Genomic DNA, 19495 nt, shown 5'->3' with positions numbered 1-19495 from the left:
CGGCCTCCGCGGGCTCAGGCGTAGGTTATCCAGCTGGCGTATTCGGGCCCCTCCAGGTGCGGCAGCGTGTTGTAGGTCACCAGCATGTGGCGCTTGGGCGTGAAAGCGAATTCGGTGACGGAGCAGTTGCGGATACGCAGGTTCAGCTCGATCGTCGTTTCCGGGCTGGTGCCCAGCACATGGCCCACCGCAGTCGCGATCGGCCCGCCGCTGGAGACCAGCAGCACATTGCCCTCGCAGTTTTTTCGGACGTGGTCCAGCGCGCTGGTCACGCCAACCACAAAGTCGTTGTAGCTGGGCATGCCCCGGGGGCTGACGACGCCGGCCATCCATTGGGCCAGGCCGTCGCGCAGCAGGCGAAAGTGGCTGCGGTACATCTCGGGCGAAGTCGGCTTTTCGAGCTTGTGCGGGTGAATGGTTTCAATGACCGCATGGCTGTCGTATTCGTTCAGGCCTGGCCAGAGGATATGGGCCCCCACGCTCGCCACTGCGTGTGCTTCGCTGCCCCCCGGGGGGGCTGAACTTGCTTGGGGCGGCCCGTCGCGGCGTTCGGCCCTGTCCGGTGCAACAAACTCCACGCCCATGCCTCGGCAGATGCCGGCAAGGGTCTGGATCTGGCGATTCAGGGTGCCGGTCAGTGCGGCGTCAAATGTCACGCCCCGCTGCTGGAAGTATTCCCCCAGGCGCAGGCTTTGCTGGTGCCCCATTGCACTGAGCACATCGTAGTCATCGGCGCCAAACGAGGCCTGGCCATGGCGCACGAGGTAAAGGGTTCCCATGGCTGAAATTTAGGCCAGACGGGCGCCGGAGCGTGTCCCAAGGGCGACGGGGAGGCGGCGGGGTGATACCGGGGTGACACGGACCCGCCGGCGGGTCCGTGCGGGTGGCGCTAACCGGCCGCGAGCACGCTGGCCAGCGTGGCGCTGTCCACATTGCCGCCGCACAGGGTGGTGCCGACCACCTGTCCCTTGAGCTGGCTGCGCTCCTGCATGGCGGCGGCGAAGCTGGCCGCGCCTGCTCCTTCGGCGACGTTGTGCGTGTCCGCATACAGATCGCGCATGGCCTGCGCGACCTCGTCATCGGTGACCTGCACCACGTGGTCGATGTGCGGCGCCATGAGTTCAAGCGCTTCCGGGTCCGCGATGCGGCAGGCCATGCCGTCGGCCAGCCGGGTTGTCACCGGCGCCTCCACCACGCGGCCTGCCGCCAGGGAGTCGGCGTAGGTGGTAGCGTGCGCGCTCACCACGCCGACGATGCGCAGCCGGCGCCCGAGCGCCAGCTTGGCGGCAATGGCCGAGCAGGCCCCGGAGCCCTGGCCAATCGGCACGTACACCACATCCAGCTGCGGCACGGCCCGCATGAATTCCCACCAATAGGTGCTCACGCCGCGCAGCAGGTCAGCATGAAAGCTCGGCACCATGTGGGCGCCGCGTTCGGCGGCCAGCCGGATGGCGAACTCGCGGCTCTCCTGGAAGTCCTGGCCCTGCTCGATCAGCGTCGCGCCCAGTGAACGCATGGCTGCGTTCTTTTCGAGCGAATTGCCGTGGGGAACAACGATGGTGCAGGCCACGCCATGGGCGCGGGCGGCCCAGCCTATGCTCTGGCCGTGGTTGCCCCGTGTGGCGCTGATGATCTCACGAGGGAGCATGCCGCTTTTTTTCAGCGCGTCAAAGTAGGTCAGCCCGCCGCGAAGCTTGAAGGCGCCGACGGGCGTGTGGTTCTCGTGCTTGATCCAGCAGTCGGTGCCCAGCCGCTCGCTGGACAGGCCCCAGCGGTATTGCGGCGTGGCCTGGAACTGCCGGTACACCACGCCGGCCGCCTCTTCGATGGCGCGCAGCGAAGGAAGGGCATCGGCCCGCGGGGTGACCGCGGGCGCGTCGTGCAGCGCGGTGCTCATGGCTTAAGCTCCGCACTACGCGCGGCGGTGCCATTCGCCTTGGGAGCGGCCCGGCGGCTCATGCCGCGGCCCGCTTCTCGGACAGCAGGCGCAGCGCCAGCATGCCCAGCACGCTGCCCATCACATAACGCTGCACGCGCATCCAGCGGCGGTTGCGATTCAGGAAGCCGGCCATCCCGGCCGCGAAGCAGATGAGCACCGTGTTGACGCCGGTGCTGATGCCGATCTGCACGGCGCCCAGGCTCAGGCTTTGCAGCAGCAGCTCGCCGCGTTCCGGATGCAGGAACTGCGGGAAAAAAGACAGGTAAAACATGGCCACCTTAGGGTTGAGCAGATTGGTCATGAAGCCCATGAGGAACAGCGTGCGCGGCGGATCGTGCGGCAATTCGCGCGTCTCGAACGGCGCCAAGGCGCCCGGCTTGACAGCCTGCCAGGCCAGCCACAGCAAATACATCGCGCCGGCCAGCTTGATGGTGTCGAAGGCCAGCGGAACGGCCAGCAGCAGGGCCGTCAGGCCGAATGAGGCGGCCAGCAGATGAACCACAAAGCCCAGCACGACGCCGCCCAGCGACATGAGCCCGGCACTGCGGCCCTGGCACAGGGTGCGCGAAATGCAATAAATCATGTTTGGCCCGGGCGTGAGCACCAGCACGAGCGCAGCAAGTGCAAACCAGGCGAGTTCCTGAACAGTCAACATGGCGTTTCTCTTTCTCTTTCTCTTCTCTTTACTCTTTACTTTTGCCACGCTTTAAATGCCCATGGACTCCAGCGTGACGACACCTCGCGGCGTTTGCAGCGTGGCGATGAGATTGGGGGAGCCCTGCACAACCTCCACGCCGGTGAGTCCGATGGCCTGGTAGCCTGCTCGCAGCGCATCGGGCCGCGGGTGGCTGGCGTGCAGTGACTGCAGCGTGACGCCTGAGGAGGCCATGCTGTGCGTCGGGTGGACCGCGCCCCACTGGATCAGCGTCGGCAGCGCGCCGTAAAAAAGCCGCTGGCCGTCGTTGCGCACGGTGATCTTCCAGTCCAGCAAGCCCTGCGGTGTCATGCGCGAGGCTTGCAGTACCTCGCCCCGGTCCAGGCCCAGGCGGGCCAGCGCCCGCACGCCGGCCTGTGCCTGCGTCGTGCTCGCGACAAAGTGCGCCAGTTGCGGCCCGTGCTTGGCTAGTTGCAGCTGCAGCTCCCGGTCATCCAGGTCAAACCAGCGCTTGGCACCGGACGTGCGGGCACAGGGGGCGCCTGCGTGGATGGCCATGATTTCGAGGTAGGTCTGCGGATAAGCCGGCGAGGCCACGGTGAAGAGACGGTTGTGCGTTCCCATCAGCGCATGCTCGCCGCCCGGCCCGGGCGTGATGCCCAGCAAGGCTTCGCACCATTGCACGCCTTCGGCCAGGCTGGCCGCCATCACCACCAGGTGGTCGACGTGCGACGCCAGGGGCGGGTGGGCATGGGCCGCGGTTTTCATGGTCTTTTCCCGGTCTACAGCATGACCTGGCCGGTGATGCAGGTCACCGATTCACCGCCGACCCACACCTGCCCTGAGGCATCGCGCTCGATATGAACTTGTCCGGCGCGGCCCAGGCACACCCCTTGCGCGGCCAGATAGCGCTCGGGCACATGACCTTCCGCGATCAGCCACTGCGCCAGGCCGGCGTTGAGGCTGCCGGTCACCGGGTCTTCGTTGATGCCGATGGAGGCGACAAAGGCGCGCACTTCCAGGTCCGGCGCAACGCTGGCCGTCATGGAGGCCATCGAACGCAGCGAAGGGCCGCCCCGAGCAAGTTCAGCCCCCTCGGGGGGCAGCGCAGCACGCGCAGTGGCAAGCGTGGGGGCCACAAAAGCCTGCGCTTCGCGGTTGGCTCGGGCGATCAGCGACGGCGTTTCCTCGGCTTGGTAGACGGCCGCCACGCCGACCTTGGCGTCCAGCTTTTCAAGCTCCAGGTGGTTGGGCGTCAGCTGCAGCACGGTTTCCGGGCTGTCCAGCAGCAGGCCGAGCCAGACCGGCCCGTTGTCGAGCAGCTGCGCGGCAAGAATCTGCGGCGCTTTCACGCCGAGGGCGGCGGCGACCTGGGCCAGCAGCGCCGGGCTGGGCGCGGAGCGTTTGAGCGGCGGCGCTGCGAAGGCCAGGCGCGCGCCCTCGCGCCGGATTTTCACCAGGCCAATCTTGCATTCCTGCACGATGAAGTCCGGGTTGCGCGGCTGTCCGCCCGCCTGCAGCCAGCTGTGGCAGCTGCCCAGCGTGGGATGGCCGGCAAAGGGCAGCTCGCCGCCGGGCGTGAAGATGCGCACCCGGTAGTCGGCCGACGGGTCGGCTGGCGGCTGCACGAAGGTGGTCTCCGACAAGTTCGTCCAGCGGGCAAAGCGCTGCATCGTCTCGTCATCGAGGCCGCCACCGTCGAGCACCACGGCCAGCGGGTTGCCAAAATAAGGTGCTGCGGTGAACACATCGACTTGTTGATAGGGTCTGGTTTTCATGGTGTGGGTTCGTTTGAAGGTGTCAGGACAACGCCAGGTCCAGCACGCCCTTGCTGGCCTGCCGGGCGCGGATGCCCGCATACCAGCGCTCGAGGTTCGGCCGGCTCTGGCGCGGCTGCGGCAGCCCGAACCAGCGGTGCACTTCGCAGGCCAGTGGAATGTCGGCCATGGAGAAATGCTCGCCGGCCATGAAGGCGCGCTGCGCGAGGTGCCGGTCCAGCGTCGCCATCAGGGACTCGACCGCGGCGTTCGACTCGGCAATCACCGCCGCATTGCGCTGCTCCACAGGCGTGCGGATCAGCTGCCAGAAGCCGGGGCGGCTGGCCGGGTTCAGCGTGGTTTGCTGCCAGTCCATCCAGCGCTCGGCGTCAAAACGCGCGCGCAGGTCGGTGGGGTACATCTGGCCTGCCGAGTGTTTGGCGCACAGATAACGCACAATCACATTGGACTCCCACAGCACGAAGTCGTCGTCCTCGATCACGGGCACCGTGGAGTTGGGATTCAGCCGCACATACTCGGGCGTCTTGACGATGCCGAACAGGCCGCCGGCATCGGTGCGCTGAAAGTTCAGCCCGAGCTCCTGCGCGGTCCAGACTACCTTCTTGACATTGATGGAGCTGATGCGTCCCCAGATATGCAGCATGCTGAATGTCTTTCCTGAAATATTGGCGAATTTTGGAGGGTTTAAAGGCTGGTTGCCAGTGCCTGATCCGTCGCGGCCTGTGAAGCCGCCAGCGCGGCAGGCGCCTGCAGCTCGCGAATCGCGGCGGCCAACGCGGCGATGCCGATATTGATCTGCTCGACGCTCGCGGTGACAAACGACAGGCGCAGGGTGCCCGCCTCCGCCCCATCAGCGTAAAACGCGGCGCCGGGCACGAAAGCCACCCCGCGCTCAACCGCATGGGGCAACAGGTCCACGGCATTCATGCCCCCGGGCAGGCGCGCCCACAGAAACATGCCGCCCGCCGGTGTGTTCCATGACACGCCATCCGGCATTTCGCGTTGCATCGCGGCCAGCATGGCATCGCGCTGCGACTTGTAGAGCGCCCGTATGGTCGGCACGTGGCGGTCCAGAAAACCGCCCTTCATGACTTCAGCCACCATGCGCTGGTTAAAACCCGGGCTGTGCAGGTCGGCTGCCTGCTTGGCCTGCAGCAGCTTGGGGTAGAGCGCCTTGGGCGCGACCATGAAGCCCAGCCGCAGCCCCGGCGCCAGCACCTTGGAAAACGAACCGAGGTAAACACAGCCTTCGGGGTTGCGCGCCGTCAGCGGCAGCGGCGGCGGGTTGTCAAACCAGAGATCGCCATAAGGGTTGTCTTCCACGATGGGCAGCCCCAGGCTCGCGGCTTCAGCGCTCAGCGCCGCACGGCGCTCTTCGGTCATGGTGCGGCCGGTCGGGTTCTGGAAGTTGGGCAGCACATAGAAGAAACGGGCGCCGGCCGCCTTGCGTTGAAGGTCGGCAAGGTCCACGCCCTGGTCGTCGCTGGTCACGCTGACGATGTCGGGTTCCATCGGCGTGAAGGCCTGCAGCGCGCCCAGGTAGGTGGGCGTTTCCACCAGCACGCGGCTGCCGGCATCGATCAGGATTTTGGCGATCAAGTCCAGGCCCTGCTGCGAACCGGTGGTGATCAGCACTTGCGCCGGATCGACCTTCCACGGCAGCATGGCCGCCACCATCTCGCGCAGCGGCGCATAGCCTTCGCTGGCCGCGTACTGCAGCGCAGCGTGGCCGTCTTCGCGCAGCACCTTTTCACAGGCCGCGCTGAAGGCGCTGACCGGAAATGTCTTGGGCGAGGGCAGCCCGCCGGCAAAGCTGATGATGCCGGGCTTTTCGGTGACCTTCAGGATCTCGCGGATCACGGAGGGGTTCATTTTTTCGGCACGTGCGGCCATGTTCCATTTCATGTGTTTTCCTTTTCTCTTTTCGGCATTCAGTCCACGATAAACAGTTTGGCGCCATTCAGTGCCCTTGAGCGGTGCGCCTCGGCCCCGTCGGCCACCTGGTAGCTCATGCCCGGCAGCAGCACATGCTGCCTGCCGTCTTCCAGCTCGGTGTGCAATTCACCCTCCAGGCACAACAGGATATGCCCTTTGCTGCACCAGTGGTCGGACACATAGCCGGCGGTGTACTCGACCATGCGCACGCGCACGCCGCCAAATTGTTGGGTACGCCAGAAGGCCTTGCCTGCCAGCGCCGAATGCTCGGTGCGGTCCACGGTGGACCAGTCGGTCGTGCCAAAGGGGATGTTGCTGATGTTCATGCTATCGGTTCTTCCTGCCGCGTTCGCTGGTTGGGCGTGATGTGCGCAATCGTGCCATCGCCATACGAGCGCAGCACCTGCGAGATGACAATGTGAAAGCCCTTGTACCACTGGGTGTACTGGCGTTTGGCTTCCAGGTGCTTGGGGTGCAAGGAGAAAGCGCGCAGTGACTCCTGGGTCTCCCAGAAGTAGGTGGCGTTGCTCTTCGTGCCGTCCGGCGACTTCCACAACTCCGCGCCCAGATAACCGGGGGTGGCGTGGGCGGCCTGCTCGATCAGCGCGTCCAGCGCGTGGAATCGCTCGTCGTAGGTGCCCGGTTCAAAGATGAAGGCGGCCGAATACATCACTGCTCCCCGGTGTTCAGTAGCGGGCCTGGGCCGGCCATCGGCGCGCGCGTGGCTTGGTGCACCGGCATTTTCTTGCCGACAAACACCGTGGCGATCACGGCCACGCCAAAGCCCACCGTCACCGCATCGAGCGACTCGCCGAGCAGCGGCACGGCAAACAGCATCGACAAAAAGGGCTGCACCAGCTGCACCTGGCTGACGCGCACCGTGCCGCCCAGCGCCAGGCCGCGGTACCAGGCAAAAAAGCCCAGCCACATCGAGAACACCGCCACATAGGCAAAGCCACACCAGGCGCTGGCCTTGAGCGGCGCTGCCGGCCAGCTGATGAGGGAGAGCGGCAGGGTCAGCGGCAGCGCCATCACCAGTGCCCAGCAAATCACATGCTCGGCTCGCATGTGCTGCGACAGCCGCGCACCGTAGCCGTAACCTATGGCCGCGCACAGGCAGGCGGCCAGCAGCAACAGGTCTGCGAAATTAATCGACAAGCCACCCGCAGCGCCGCCCGAGCGCAGCATGGCAAACGCCACCACCAGCGCGCTGCCCAGCGCGGCGCACAGCCAGAAGCCCGCGGAGGGGCGCTGGCGGTGCAGCAGTGCGCCCACGCCAGCGGTGGCCAGCGGCAGCACGCCCACAATCACGCTCGCATGCACCGCTTCCACATGGCGCATGGCGACCGAGGTGAACAGCGGAAAGCCAAACACCACACCGCTCGCCGTGACAGCCAGCGGCCACCAGTCCTGGCGCCGGGGAAAAGGCGCCCGTGTGGCAAGCAGGAACACGGCCGACAGGCCAGCCGCCACCACGGCCCGGCCCAGTGCGATGAAGACGCCCGACATTTGCGGCGCGTCGGGCGTGCCCGTGGCCAGGCGCGTCATCGGCAGCGTGACGGAGAAAATCACGATGCCCAGCAGGCCGAGCCAGAGCCCCTTGTTGAGTTGGGAGTCCCGGTTCATATCTCGGTTCATAGATAGAGCATCCAGATGGCGGTGATCATGAGCACCAGCGCCATGGCGTGGTTAAACCGGAGCAGCCGGCGGGCCGTGCCTTCAGGCCCCGACAGCCAGTCACGCAGCAGGGAACCCGCCAGCGCATAGGCCAGGTTGCTGACAAAGGCAAAGGCCAGCATCACCGGCAGCACCACGGCCATGCGCAATGCGGGGTCGCTGCGCCCGGCAATCCAACCGCTGACAATCGCCAGCGCCAGCATCCAGGCCTTGATGTTGACAAACTGCAGCGCCGCGCCCTGCCAGAAGGTGACATTCATGCGGGCCGCATCGGCTTCGCCGAACTGGCGAGAGCGGGCCATTTTTGAGGCCAGCCACAGCAAATAGGCCACGCCGACCACCTTGATGGCCCAGCCCAGCAGTGGCACCGCCAGCAGCAGCGCGCCCAGGCCCAGCGCACACAGGCTGAGCAGCACGCCCCAGCCGACTGGCACGGCGCAGACAAAAGGCAGCGCGCGCTTCAGGCCGTGGTTGGCCGCCAGCGCCGTGGACAGCGTGGTGTTGGGCCCCGGCGTGAAGCTCATCGCCGTGGCCAGTACCAGTAAAGCCATAAATTCTTGCCAATTCATGACTCAGACTTTATAGTTGAAACCAACACACTACCAATACAGTTAAGGGTACAAATTTCAAAACTGTATTGATAACCGTGTCGGCACACTTACCCATCAAGGCCACGCCATGTTGATGAAAACCGCTTCGCAGTCCCTGACAGAACAGCTCAGCGCACGCTTTGCCGAGCGCATTCGCAGCCGCCTGCTGGCACCCGGCGCGCGTCTGCCATCGGTGCGGCTGTGTGCCGAACAGCAGGGCGTGAGCGCGTCCACGGTGGTGGCGGCCTATGACCAGCTGCTGGCGCAGGGGCTGGTGGAGGCGCGCAAGAATCGCGGCTTTTTTGTCCGCGATGCATCGCTCAATGCGGCGTTGACTCCCGCCAACAAAGTGCTATCAGCTATGAAAAACATAGCGACTGCGCCGGGCGCCGCACCCGCATCCGAAACCCCGGCCCCGCTGAACAGCTGGAGCACCGCCACCTGGATGGCCACACGCCAGGCGCCGGTGGACGCCACCGCACTGATTCGCGGCATGTTCCACAAGATCAGCAACAAGCCGCAGCCCGGCATGGGCGTGTTTCCACCGGACTGGCTGGAGACCACTTTCATGCCGACGGCCGTCCGCAAGGTCACCAGCGTCAGTGCGCTGCGGGATTTTTCGCTGCAGTACGGCGAACCCATGGGCGACAGCGGCCTGCGCCGCGCACTCTCGCAAAAGTTGAGCGCACTCAATGTGCACGCCGTGCCCGAGCAGATCATCACCACCGTCGGCGCCACCCATGCGCTGGACATCGTGAGCCGCACCCTGTTGCGCGCTGGCGACTGCGTGATGGTGGAAGAACCCGGCTGGGCCGTGGAGTTTGCGCGGCTCGACGCCCTGGGCATGCGCATCCTGCCGGTGCCGCGCCGCGCCGACGGGCCCGACCTGGAGGTGATGGCGCAGTACTGCGAAATCCACCAGCCCAAACTGTTTGTCAGCGTTAGCGTGTTCCACAACCCCACCGGCTACTGCCTCACGCCCGGCAGCGCCCACCGTGTGCTGCAGCTGGCCAATCAGCACAACTTTCATATCGCCGAAGACGACACCTACAGCCACCTGGCGCCCGAGCACGCCACGCGGCTATGCGCCCTGGATGGCCTGCAGCGCACGATTTATGTCAGTGGTTTTGCCAAAATCCTCGCGCCCGGCTGGCGCGTCGGCTTCATGGCCGCGCCGCCCGACCTGGTCGAGCGCCTGCTCGACACCAAGCTGCTGGCGACGCTGACCACACCCGCCCTGCTCGAAAAAGCCTTGGCCTGGTGCATAGACCAGGGCCAGTTGCGCCGCCATGCCGAACGCATACGCACCCGGCTCGACCAGGCGCGCGCCCGCAGCGTCAAGCTGGCGCTGGCGCATGGCTGCACCTTCGCGGCCGAGCCGGCCGGCCTGTTTGGCTGGGTGGATACCGGGGTAGACACCGACGCGCTGGCGCAGCGCATGCTCGACGAGGGCTACCTGATTGCCCCCGGCGCGCTGTTCCATGCGGTGCGCAAGCCCAGCACCCTGATGCGCATCAACTTTGCGACCACGCAGGAGGCGGCGTTCTGGAAGGTGTTTGCGCGCTTGCGCGATGGGGTGCGCTGAGATTTGCCTTGAGTTTATGAGCGGCTTTGGTTTCCAGCCCAGTGACTGCAGGCGCAGGTAGCTATCTGATTCGTAGCAATCATTCGCCGTCACCCGTCACCCTTCATTCGCTGACTTTGCCTGGCAAGGTTACGCAAAACATCCCCTCCCACGAAAAAAAGCCGAGGCCAAGGTTGGGTGCCATCGTCTGCTTGCCCGCATCAGATACAGGGCGAAAACCTGGCTTGCCTTTTTCACAAGCAACCCGGACTCGGGGCGCCTGTCGTTGTTACGTAAATTTACACAATCACCCAGAAAAAAGTAAATCTAAATACTTAAATTTGCCGTGATGACGATTGAGGGGATAGGCGTTTTTATTGGGAAAAGTTTCGTGAAAAAGCACGCCATACAAGAAATGTTCAGGGAATATGTGTGGTTTTAGGCAATGAACCGATTTATTTGATTCATTCGTATCACTAAATTCGCCAGTTGTAGCTGGCTTTTGTTACGATACAAAAAGTTACATACACCGGTCAATTGGTGAGAAATATTTACACCTTGTTGGGGGTGGAGGCAAAGGTGCTCTGTCTTGGCCCGAGGTTGGCAACTGGAATCGAGTAATGGATGAGATTGCGTCGAGGATTCGGTAATTGGAGAAAAAGCCTGGCGGGCCTGACGGTTGCCGTGGCTGGCTTCGCCGCGCCTGTTGCCTTCGCCGCAGGCGCCCCTGCGGGCACGCCGATCCCGAACGCGGCCACGCTCACCTACTCCATCGCCGGTCGGCCGGCGACACCCGTCACGGCGGTCGCGCCGGTTGTGGTTGTGGCCGAGGTGATCAACGTGGTACTGACCTGGCAGGACGGCACTCCGGTGGCCGTGAACTCCCCGGACGCGGGCAAGGCACTGACTTTTGTGCTGACCAATACGGGCAATGGAGCCGAGACGTTTGGGCTGGCGCGTAACAACGCGATCGCGGGCGACCAGTTCGACCCGACAAACGCGGCTGCCGGCGCGATCTACCTCGAAAGCGGCGTGCAACCCGGCTTCCAGCCGAGCGGCCCCAATGCCGACATCTTGTACCTGCCCGGCATCAACGACCCGGTGCTGGCAGCCGATGCCAGCCGAGCCGTCTACGTTTTCAGCAGCATCCCCGCAGCGCTTGCCACTGGCGCAACCGGCAACGTCAGCCTGAGTGCCAGCTCGACGACGCCTGGCGCGGCCGGTGCCCGGCCCGGAGCTACGCTGGCCGGACTCGGCCAGGGCGGGGTGGACGCGGTCGTCGGCGGCAGCCGCGCGCAATCAACCGTCACCGGCGGCTACATCGTCTCGGGCATATCGCTGACGGTGGTCAAGACGGTCGTTGCCGTGCGCGACCCGCTGGGCGGCAGCCTGGTCATGCCGGGCGCAGTGCTGACCTACCGGGTGGTGCTGACCCTGACGGGTTCGGGCATCGCCGAAAACTTTTCCTTCGCCGACCCGCTGCCTGCCAGCACCACCTATGTGCCCGCCAGCATCACCGTCGATGGTGTCGCGCGCAGCGATGGCGCCGACGCCGACAACGCCAGCTTTGCCGGCGGCGCGGTCGGTGTCCTGTTCGGTAACACCCCCGTGCCAGCCGCCCGCGTCATCGAATTCAAAGTCACCGTCAATTAACCCTGAAATCTTGGAATCCCGGAAAACCACCATGCGCAAAACTTTAACCAGCATCCTCCTGTTCGGCCTGGCCGCTACCGCCGGCCCATTGGCCTACGCGCAAGCCCGCCCGGCTGGCGGCAACATCGAGTTCAAAAACATCGCCGAGGTTGAAGTCGAGGTCAAGGCCGCCGACGGCAAGATCGAGAAAAAACGCGGCCCGGTGCAAAAGGCCATTCCCGGCACGGTGGTGATCTACACCTCCACCTTCAAAAACATCAGCGCCAAGCCGGCCGGCAACATCAACATCAACAATCCCGTCCCCGCCAACACCACATTGGTGGCCGCCAGTGCTTATGGCGAGGGCATGGACATAACTTACTCGGCCGATGGCGGCAAAACCTGGGCTGCGGCCGACAAGGTCAAGGTCAAGGGCGCCGACGGCAAAGAGCGCCCGGCCGGTATTTCCGAGTTCACCCACATCCGGTGGAGCCTGCGCGGCGAACTTGCGCCGGGCAAGCAGGGCGAGACAGGCTTTCGCGTCGTCGTCAACTAAGCCCAACCCCCACGCCTGACTTTGTGTGCTGCGTTGCCCCGCGGGGCGCGCAGTCGGCTTGCGACGGCCTGGCGCCGCCTGAGCCGCGCGCGCCCACGGAAAACCCGCCATGAACACCCTGCATCAAGCCGCGCCTTGTGTGGTCGCCGCGCCGGCGATTCAAGCCGCCTTCAAGAAAGAACCGAATCGCAACACAAACCCAATTTCAGATTTTGGTTTTCCACTTTCCACTTTCCACTTTCCACTTTCAACGTTCAACTTTTTACAAGGAAGCACCATGAACTTATTCTTTCGTAACATCCTGGCCAGACCGGGGGTGCTCATCGCGCTCGCGGTGTCCGGCCTAATGAGCGGCGGCGCGGCCCATGCGGCAGGTACCGCGGCCGGCCAGGCCATCACCAACCTGGCCACGCTGAATTATTCGGTCGGTGGCACGGCCCAGAGCCCTATCGGTTCGTCTGCGACGGGCAACACATCTGGCGCGGGCACCAATACCAGCTTCGTGGTCGACAACAAAATCAACCTGCTGGTCACGACAACCGACGTCAGCCCCGGCGTGTCCGTCGTGCCGGGCTCGACGACGGCGACTGCCACTTTCAACGTGCTTAACTCAGGCAACAGCACGCAGGATTTCTCGCTGTCAACAGCCAACCTTGCCAATGGCACGGTACTGTTCGGCGGCACCGACAACTTCGATCCCACCGCCTGCTCGGTCAAGGTTGAAAGCGGCGCCACCGCAGGCTACCAGGTGCTCGAAGACACGGCGACCTTCATCGACGAGCTGGCGGCTGATGCCAGCAAGACGGTCTACGTGATCTGCTCGATCCCGTCCGGCCAGATCAACAATGACATCGGCGTGGTCTCGCTGACCGCCACAGCCCTTGTCGGCGGTGCGGCCGGCCAAGGCGTTGCCCTCGTCGAGACCACTACCGCCAACACAGCGGGCGTGGACATCGTGTTTGCCGACGCAGCCGGCACGGATGACGTTGCCCGTGATGCCAAGTCCTCCTCGCGCGACGTCTTCAAGGTCGTGACGGCCACCCTGACGGTCACCAAGGCGGTGGCACCGGTCTGCGATCCGTTTAACGGCGACGTTAATCCGAAAAACATACCGGGCAGCTTTGTTCGTTACACGATCACGATCGCCAACATCGGTGCCGCCTCGGCCACCCTGAGCACCATCACCGACACGTTGACCGCCTTGGTGACCTTCGACGCCAACCTGATCACGGGCGTGGGCACGGCCGCACCGGCGACGACCTGCAGTGCAGCCACGGGAACCGCTACATCGGCGGCTGGTTCAGGCTTCCTGGTTGACGTCGCGGGCGACACGCGCGCGGGCTTTCCGAAGTACTACACCACGACAAGCAGCGTCGACGGTGTCGACCTGACGGGCGGCAACGTCGTCAACGTCAATTTCGGACTGGTGCTGCCGGTGGAGGGAACCTATACGGCCGGTGAATTGAAGGCGACCGAATCCGTCTCGGTGATCTACCAGGTCAAGATCAACTAAGCAGAAGTTGCGCCAGATTCACGGCATCTTCCAGCCCTCCAGCGCGGTCCTCCGCGCGGGAGCGGCTGCCTTGCGCTCGCTGAAGTCCGCTTCAGCGGGCCTTTGCATGGGTACGCCTCGTGCCCATGCAAAGGCCTGGTTTACCGGTTGCCTTGGCGCGCCTGCGGCGCTGGCGCGCCGCCTGCTGGTCGGAGGCGTGATCGCCTTGACCGGCATGGGCGGCATGGGCGGCGCTTTGGCCGCCACGCCCGCCAATACGCCGATCACCAACATCGCCAGCGCCATCTACAGCATTTCAGGCACGCCGGTCACGGTGACCGGTTCGGTCACCGTGCTGACGGCCGCGCGCCCGCCCGCGACCATCGAGTTCATGCAGTATGTGTCCAGCACCAATGGCCTGCCTGCCGGCGTTGCGACCTCGCAGAACGTGCCGGTCACGCAGTGCAACGCGGGTGCCGGGTTCAACCCGCTGCCCACACCCGCTCTGCCGGGCGGCCGGTCGCTGGCGATTCCGGGAAGCCAGTTGCTGGCCCCCGCCAGTCTGTATGCCAACGGCGACACGGTGTTTGTGCGCGTTACCGACTACGACCAGGACATGGACCCACTGGTGGCCGAAACCGTCGTGGTCACGGTGTCCAGCAACGGTGTCGACACCGAATCGCTGCGGCTGACCGAAACCGGCCCTTCTACCGGTGTGTTCATCGGCTACATTCCCGCGAAGTCCGGTGCGGCCCAGTCGGGCAACTGCCAGCTCAACGTCGGCGGCAACCACCGCTTGTTGGCCACTTACAAGGGGCAGTCCGCGGGCAGCATTGCCGTCACTGCGGCGGCGCTGGTGGACCCTTTCGGGCTGGTGTTCGACTCGTCCACCGGCCTGCCGGTCAATGGCGCACAGATCACGCTGATCAACATGGCGACGGGCCAGCCCGCCACGGTGCTGGGCGACGACGGCACGAGCAGCTTTCCCTCGACCGTGACCAGCGGCGGCAGCGTCACCGACAGCGGCGGCGCGGTTTACTCCTTCGCGCCAGGGCGTTACCAGTTTCCGCGCATCGCGCCGGGCAGCTACCGCCTGGCGCTTGCGCCACCTGCCGGCTATGCCTTCCCCTCCCTGGCATCAACGCCTGCGCTGCAGGCCTTGCCCGGTGGGCCTTTCCTGATTGTCACAGGCTCGCGCGGCGAAACCTTTCCGGTGCTGCCCGGCCCAGCGCTCGAAATCGACATGCCGCTCGACCCGTTGGCCACGGCCGGCGTGCAGATTACCAAGAGCGCAGGCAAGGCGTCGGTCGCCATAGGCGAATTCGTGCCCTACACCGTCACCATTAGCAATGGCAGCAATAAATCGGTGGCCGGGGTGCGGATTGCCGATCGGCTGCCCGTGGGCTTTCGCTACCAGGCCGGCTCGGCCAGGCTGGAGAAAACGGTGCTGGCAGACCCCCGTATCAGCGCTGACGGGCGTGGCCTGGAGTTCAGCATCGGCACGCTGCCCGGCAACGGCACCTTAAGCCTGCGCTACGTCGCGGCGGTACAGGCCGGTGCCCAGGTGGGCCAGGCCGAAAACACCGCGCAGGCCATAGGTGGAGCGAGCTCCAACATCGCGCGGGCCAGCGTGCTGGTGCGCGAGGACCTGAATCGCAGCCGCGCCATCCTGATGGGGCGCGTGACGCTGGTCGAATCCTGCCAAAACGACGCCAGCAACGAGAAGGACGACGCGAAACCCGACCCGGCAAGCATGCCGCTGGGGCTCAAGGGCGTGCGTGTGATGCTGCAAGACGGCACTTACATCGTGACCGACCAGGAAGGCCGCTGGCATGCCGACAACATCCGGCCCGGTACGCATGTGGTGCAGCTCGACGAAACCAGCCTTCCCAAGGGCTTCGAACTGCAGGCTTGCGAGCAGAACACCCGGACCGGCGGCCGCAATTTCTCGCAGTTCGTCAACGTGCGCGGCGGCACCCTTTGGCGCGCCGACTTCCGGCTCAAGAAAGTGGCAAGCTGCCTGAGCCAGCAGATGCAGGTGCAGGTGCAAGGCAAGGCTGTGAGTCTGCGCCTCGCGGCACCGGTCGCCAACCAGGCCCTCAGCGCCACCGTGATGCTGCCCCATGGCGCCAAGGTGGTGGGCGGCAGCGTCAAGCTCGACGGAAAGCCATTCGCCCAGGCCGAGCCAGGCGACGGCTTCCTGGTGGCGCGGCTGGGCGCACAGTCCGGCAATTGGCAACGGTTGCTGAGTTTTGAGCTGGAATCGGCACCCAGCGCAGATTTCGCGGTGAGCGTGCAGGTCCAGCCGAACGATCAGCCGGCGCAAAGCCTGTTGCCGCTGCACCTCAAGGCGCCGGCCACCGAAGCCGCGCAGTGCGCGCCCATCGCCCTGCCGGCACCAGCTGCCGCGGGTGCCGAGCCCAAGCCTTCCGCTCCAGCGCCCACTGTCAGCCGGGCCGCTCCCCTGCAGCAACTGGTCGAACAGTTGCCCTACGATGACAAATGGATTGCCGCGGCCGCACCCGGCGCCGAATGGCTGCACCCGCAAGCCGGCTTTGTACCGGCGCTGCCCGTGGTGAAAGTGGCGGTCAAGCACGAGCCCCGGCACCAGGTGGAACTCAAGGTCAACGGCGCCCCGGTTGGCGTCTTGCGCTACGACGGCATGGTGATGAACCCGGCGGGCACGCTGGCGCTGTCCAGCTGGCGCGCCGTGGAGCTGCGCGATGGCGCCAATCTGATGGAAGTGACGGTGCGCGACCCGCAAGGGCAGATCGTGCTGCAGGAAAGCCGCAACATCCACTACGCCGTGGGGCCGGCCAGCGCCGTGTTCGACGCCAAGCGTTCACGGCTGGTCGCCGACGGCCGCTCGCAGCCGCTGATCGCCGTGCGCATGCTGGACAAGGAGGGGCAGCCGGTGCGGCGCGGCGCGGGCGGCGAGTTCCAGGTCGCGGCGCCCTATCTGTCGCAAGACCAGGCCGAGGCGATCCAGCGCGAGCCCCTGACGGGCAAACTCGGGGGCAAGGCGCGGTACCAAGTCGGCGACGACGGCGTGGCGCTGATTGCGCTGCAGCCCACCACGCAGGCCGGCGAGGTGGTGCTTAACTTCGACTTTGGAAGCAGCCGCACGCAAGAGATCCGGGCCTGGCTCAAGCCCGACCTGCGCGAATGGGTGCTGGTCGGTTTTGCCGAGGGAACCCGGGGCTTCAAGGGCCTGAGCGGCAACATGGAAAGCCTGAAGGCTGCGGGCGCCGACGAGCAGCTGTTCGACCAGGACCGCGTGGCGTTTTATGCCAAGGGTCAAATCAAGGGCGAGTACCTGCTGACCATGGCCTACGACAGTGCCAAGGAAAAAAATGCTGCCGGCAGCACGGTGCTCAAGCAGGCGGTCGACCCGAACCTGTTTTACACGCTGTATGCCGATGCCACCCAGCCGCAGTTCGACGCGGCCAGCGCGCGCAAGCTGTACCTGAAGATCGAGAAGGCGCAGTTCTATGCGATGTTCGGCGACTACGACACCGGCCTGTCCGTGACCGAGCTGGGCCGCTACAGCCGCACGCTCAACGGCTTCAAGTCCGAGTACAAGGGCGAGCGCTTTGGCTACAACACCTTCGCGAGCGTGACCGCGCAGAGCTTTCGCAAGGACGAAATCCAGGGTGACGGCACTTCGGGCCTGTACCGGCTGACCAGCCGTGACATCGTGGTGAATTCCGACAAGGTGCGCGTCGAGGTGCGCGACCGCTTGCGGCCGGAGATCATCATCAGCACCAGAACCTACACGCGCTATCTCGACTACCAGATCGACCACGCGCTGGGTACGCTATTCTTTCGCGAACCGATTGCCCCGCGCGACGCCGCTTTCAACCCGGTGTTCATCGTCGCCGAATACGAGTCCGGGAGCCAGGCCGATGCCAAGCTGACATACGGTGGCCGCGTCGCCATGAAGGTGGGTGAGCAAAGCGAGCTGGGCCTGACCCGTATCCACGAGGGCAACGTGGGCCGGGAAGCCTCGCTGACGGCCGCCGACACGACGCTGCGCTTTGGCGACAGCATCAAGTTGCGCGCCGAGCTCGCCCAGAGCCAACGCAACGCGGCAGCAGGCAAGGAAGGCGGCAACGCCTATCTGGCGGAGTTGAGCCATGTGGATGGCAACCTGGACGCGCGCGCCTACGCGCGCCAGCAAGACGCCGGCTTCGGCCTGGGTCAGCAGGCCGGTTCCGAGGCCGGAACGCGCAAGACCGGCGCCGACGCACGGTTCAAGCTGTCCGATTCGACGCAGATCCAGGCGGAGGCCTACCGCCAGGAAAACCAGGTCAACAACGCGCGACGTGACGTGGCCGAGGCGCGCGGGCAATGGAAACACCAGGCGCTCACCACCAGCGCCGGCGTGCGCGCGGCCAGCGAGAGCGACGGCAAGGGCAAAGACGCCAGCGCACGCCAGCTCGTCGGCAGCGTGGGCTACGAGATGCTGGACAAGCAGCTGAATTTGCGCGCCAGCACCGAGCTGGACATGGGTGGCCGTGGTGACAGCACCACCTTCCCGAGCCGGATGATCCTGGGTGTCGACTACAAACTGACGGCGCAAACCACGGTCTTCGCCGAGCATGAGCTGGCACGCAGCGCGGCGCTGCAGGCCGACACTACCCGCGCGGGCCTGCGCACGCGGCCCTGGAACGGCGCCGAGGCCCTCGCGTCACTGGGTAACCAGGTCAGTCCCGATGGCGGACGGCTGTACGGCAACCTCGGGCTGGTGCAGAAGTGGCAGATTGACGAGCAATGGGCCGCCGACTTCGGCATCGACCGCTCGCAGACGCTCAGCGGCGTTGCGGTCAACCCGTTCAACGCCGCGCAGCCGCTGGCCTCCGGCACCACGGCCAGCACTTCGTCCAGCCTGATGTCCGGCACGGCGACAAGCGCCGCGCCCGGCCTCGTGACCGGCGACTACACGGCGCTGTTTGCGGGTGCGGCCTACAGAACCAGGGACTGGAGCAGCAACGCCCGCATCGAATGGCGCGACAGCAACACCGACACCAAGATCAACCTGCTGCTGGGCGCGCAGCGCAACCTCGATAACGGCCGCACCATGGCCGCAGGCCTGACCTACAGCCGGGTCACAGGCACCGTTGACAACACCAAGGTCGATGCTCGCCTCAGTTACGCGCACCGGCCGTTGAACAGCGAGTGGATCTGGCTCGACCGGCTACAGTACGTGCAAGAGTCCACGCAGGATCCGGCGGGCCGTTTGTTCACACGCAAGCTCATCAACAACTCCAACGCCAACTGGATGCCGAACCGGCGCACCCAAATAGCGTTGCAATACGGCGCCAAGTATGTGCGCGACAGCATCGACAACACCGCCTACAAGGGCTTCACCGACCTGATCGGCATCGAGGCGCGGCAAGACCTGGGCGAGCGCTGGGACATCGGCCTGCATACCAGCATGCTGCGCTCGTGGAAGACGGACGCGCGCGACTACCATCTCGGCGTTTCGGTCGGTGTCAAGGTCACCGGCAACGCCTGGCTGAGCGTGGGCTACAACCAGCGCGGCTTTGTCGATGCCGACTTCACCGGCGCGCAGTACCGGGCCCGTGGCCTGTACCTGAACCTGCGCGTCAAGTTTGACCAGGACACCTTCAACCTCAACGACCGGAACAAGAGTCAGTTGTCATTCAAGCCCTAG

At 65.2% G+C, this 19495-nt stretch carries 16 protein-coding genes; 5 read left to right on the top strand and 11 right to left on the bottom strand.

Annotated features, from left to right (window positions below):
* Positions 1 to 14 precede the first annotated feature (14 nt).
* From AC1DS5_RS15435 to AC1DS5_RS15385, 11 genes are all read right to left on the bottom strand, one after another.
* A complete protein-coding gene (locus AC1DS5_RS15435) occupies positions 15 to 779 on the bottom strand; it encodes a histidine phosphatase family protein (RefSeq protein ID WP_477719129.1) in 765 nt (254 codons plus the stop codon).
* A gap of 110 nt (positions 780 to 889) precedes the next feature.
* Complete coding sequence (locus tag AC1DS5_RS15430) at positions 890 to 1897, bottom strand: threonine dehydratase (protein ID WP_477719128.1); 1008 nt, start codon at positions 1895 to 1897, stop codon at positions 890 to 892.
* Positions 1898 to 1955: 58 nt separating this feature from the next.
* Complete coding sequence (locus AC1DS5_RS15425) at positions 1956 to 2594, bottom strand: LysE family translocator (RefSeq protein WP_477719127.1); 639 nt, start codon at positions 2592 to 2594, stop codon at positions 1956 to 1958.
* Positions 2595 to 2645: 51 nt separating this feature from the next.
* Positions 2646 to 3362 carry a VOC family protein gene (locus AC1DS5_RS15420; RefSeq protein ID WP_477719126.1) on the bottom strand — a complete coding sequence of 239 codons (717 nt, stop codon included), beginning with the start codon at positions 3360 to 3362 and terminating at the stop codon, positions 2646 to 2648.
* Between the two features lie 14 nt (positions 3363 to 3376).
* Entirely contained in the window at positions 3377 to 4372 is a 996-nt protein-coding gene (locus AC1DS5_RS15415) for a PhzF family phenazine biosynthesis protein (RefSeq protein ID WP_477719125.1), read from the bottom strand.
* Positions 4373 to 4394: 22 nt separating this feature from the next.
* The gene (locus tag AC1DS5_RS15410; protein ID WP_477719124.1) at positions 4395 to 5015 is read right to left on the bottom strand and encodes a glutathione S-transferase family protein; all 621 of its coding nucleotides are present in this window, start codon (positions 5013 to 5015) and stop codon (positions 4395 to 4397) included.
* A gap of 41 nt (positions 5016 to 5056) precedes the next feature.
* Positions 5057 to 6277 (bottom strand): aminotransferase-like domain-containing protein, encoded by a 1221-nt coding sequence (locus tag AC1DS5_RS15405; protein WP_477719123.1) that lies wholly within the window; start codon positions 6275 to 6277, stop codon positions 5057 to 5059.
* A gap of 26 nt (positions 6278 to 6303) precedes the next feature.
* Positions 6304 to 6633 carry a DHCW motif cupin fold protein gene (locus AC1DS5_RS15400; RefSeq protein WP_477719122.1) on the bottom strand — a complete coding sequence of 110 codons (330 nt, stop codon included), beginning with the start codon at positions 6631 to 6633 and terminating at the stop codon, positions 6304 to 6306.
* Positions 6630 to 6977: an antibiotic biosynthesis monooxygenase family protein gene (locus tag AC1DS5_RS15395; protein WP_477719121.1), complete on the bottom strand. Its 348-nt coding sequence runs from the start codon at positions 6975 to 6977 to the stop codon at positions 6630 to 6632. Before AC1DS5_RS15395 ends, AC1DS5_RS15400 begins: the two co-directional genes overlap by 4 nt.
* Positions 6977 to 7933, bottom strand: coding sequence for a DMT family transporter (locus AC1DS5_RS15390; protein ID WP_477719120.1), 957 nt, complete (start codon positions 7931 to 7933; stop codon positions 6977 to 6979). Before AC1DS5_RS15390 ends, AC1DS5_RS15395 begins: the two co-directional genes overlap by 1 nt.
* An 8-nt stretch (positions 7934 to 7941) precedes the next feature.
* Positions 7942 to 8553, bottom strand: a complete 612-nt coding sequence (locus tag AC1DS5_RS15385; RefSeq protein ID WP_477719119.1) for a LysE family translocator — start codon at positions 8551 to 8553, stop codon at positions 7942 to 7944.
* A gap of 109 nt (positions 8554 to 8662) precedes the next feature.
* Between AC1DS5_RS15385 and AC1DS5_RS15380 the strand changes: the two genes are divergently transcribed.
* From AC1DS5_RS15380 to AC1DS5_RS15360, 5 genes are all read left to right on the top strand, one after another.
* A complete protein-coding gene (locus tag AC1DS5_RS15380) occupies positions 8663 to 10159 on the top strand; it encodes an aminotransferase-like domain-containing protein (RefSeq protein WP_477719118.1) in 1497 nt (498 codons plus the stop codon).
* Between the two features lie 603 nt (positions 10160 to 10762).
* Complete coding sequence (locus tag AC1DS5_RS15375) at positions 10763 to 11791, top strand: DUF11 domain-containing protein (protein ID WP_477719117.1); 1029 nt, start codon at positions 10763 to 10765, stop codon at positions 11789 to 11791.
* A gap of 31 nt (positions 11792 to 11822) precedes the next feature.
* Positions 11823 to 12326, top strand: a complete 504-nt coding sequence (locus AC1DS5_RS15370; protein ID WP_477719116.1) for a hypothetical protein — start codon at positions 11823 to 11825, stop codon at positions 12324 to 12326.
* A 277-nt stretch (positions 12327 to 12603) separates the two neighbouring features.
* Positions 12604 to 13839 (top strand): autotransporter outer membrane beta-barrel domain-containing protein, encoded by a 1236-nt coding sequence (locus tag AC1DS5_RS15365; protein WP_477719115.1) that lies wholly within the window; start codon positions 12604 to 12606, stop codon positions 13837 to 13839.
* Between the two features lie 106 nt (positions 13840 to 13945).
* Positions 13946 to 19495, top strand: coding sequence for a hypothetical protein (locus AC1DS5_RS15360; protein ID WP_477719114.1), 5550 nt, complete (start codon positions 13946 to 13948; stop codon positions 19493 to 19495).

Source organism: Polaromonas sp. P4_H1 (assembly GCF_056400945.1).
Note: the sequence above shows the minus strand (reverse complement) of the source record. Positions and strands in the feature narration are given on the sequence as shown.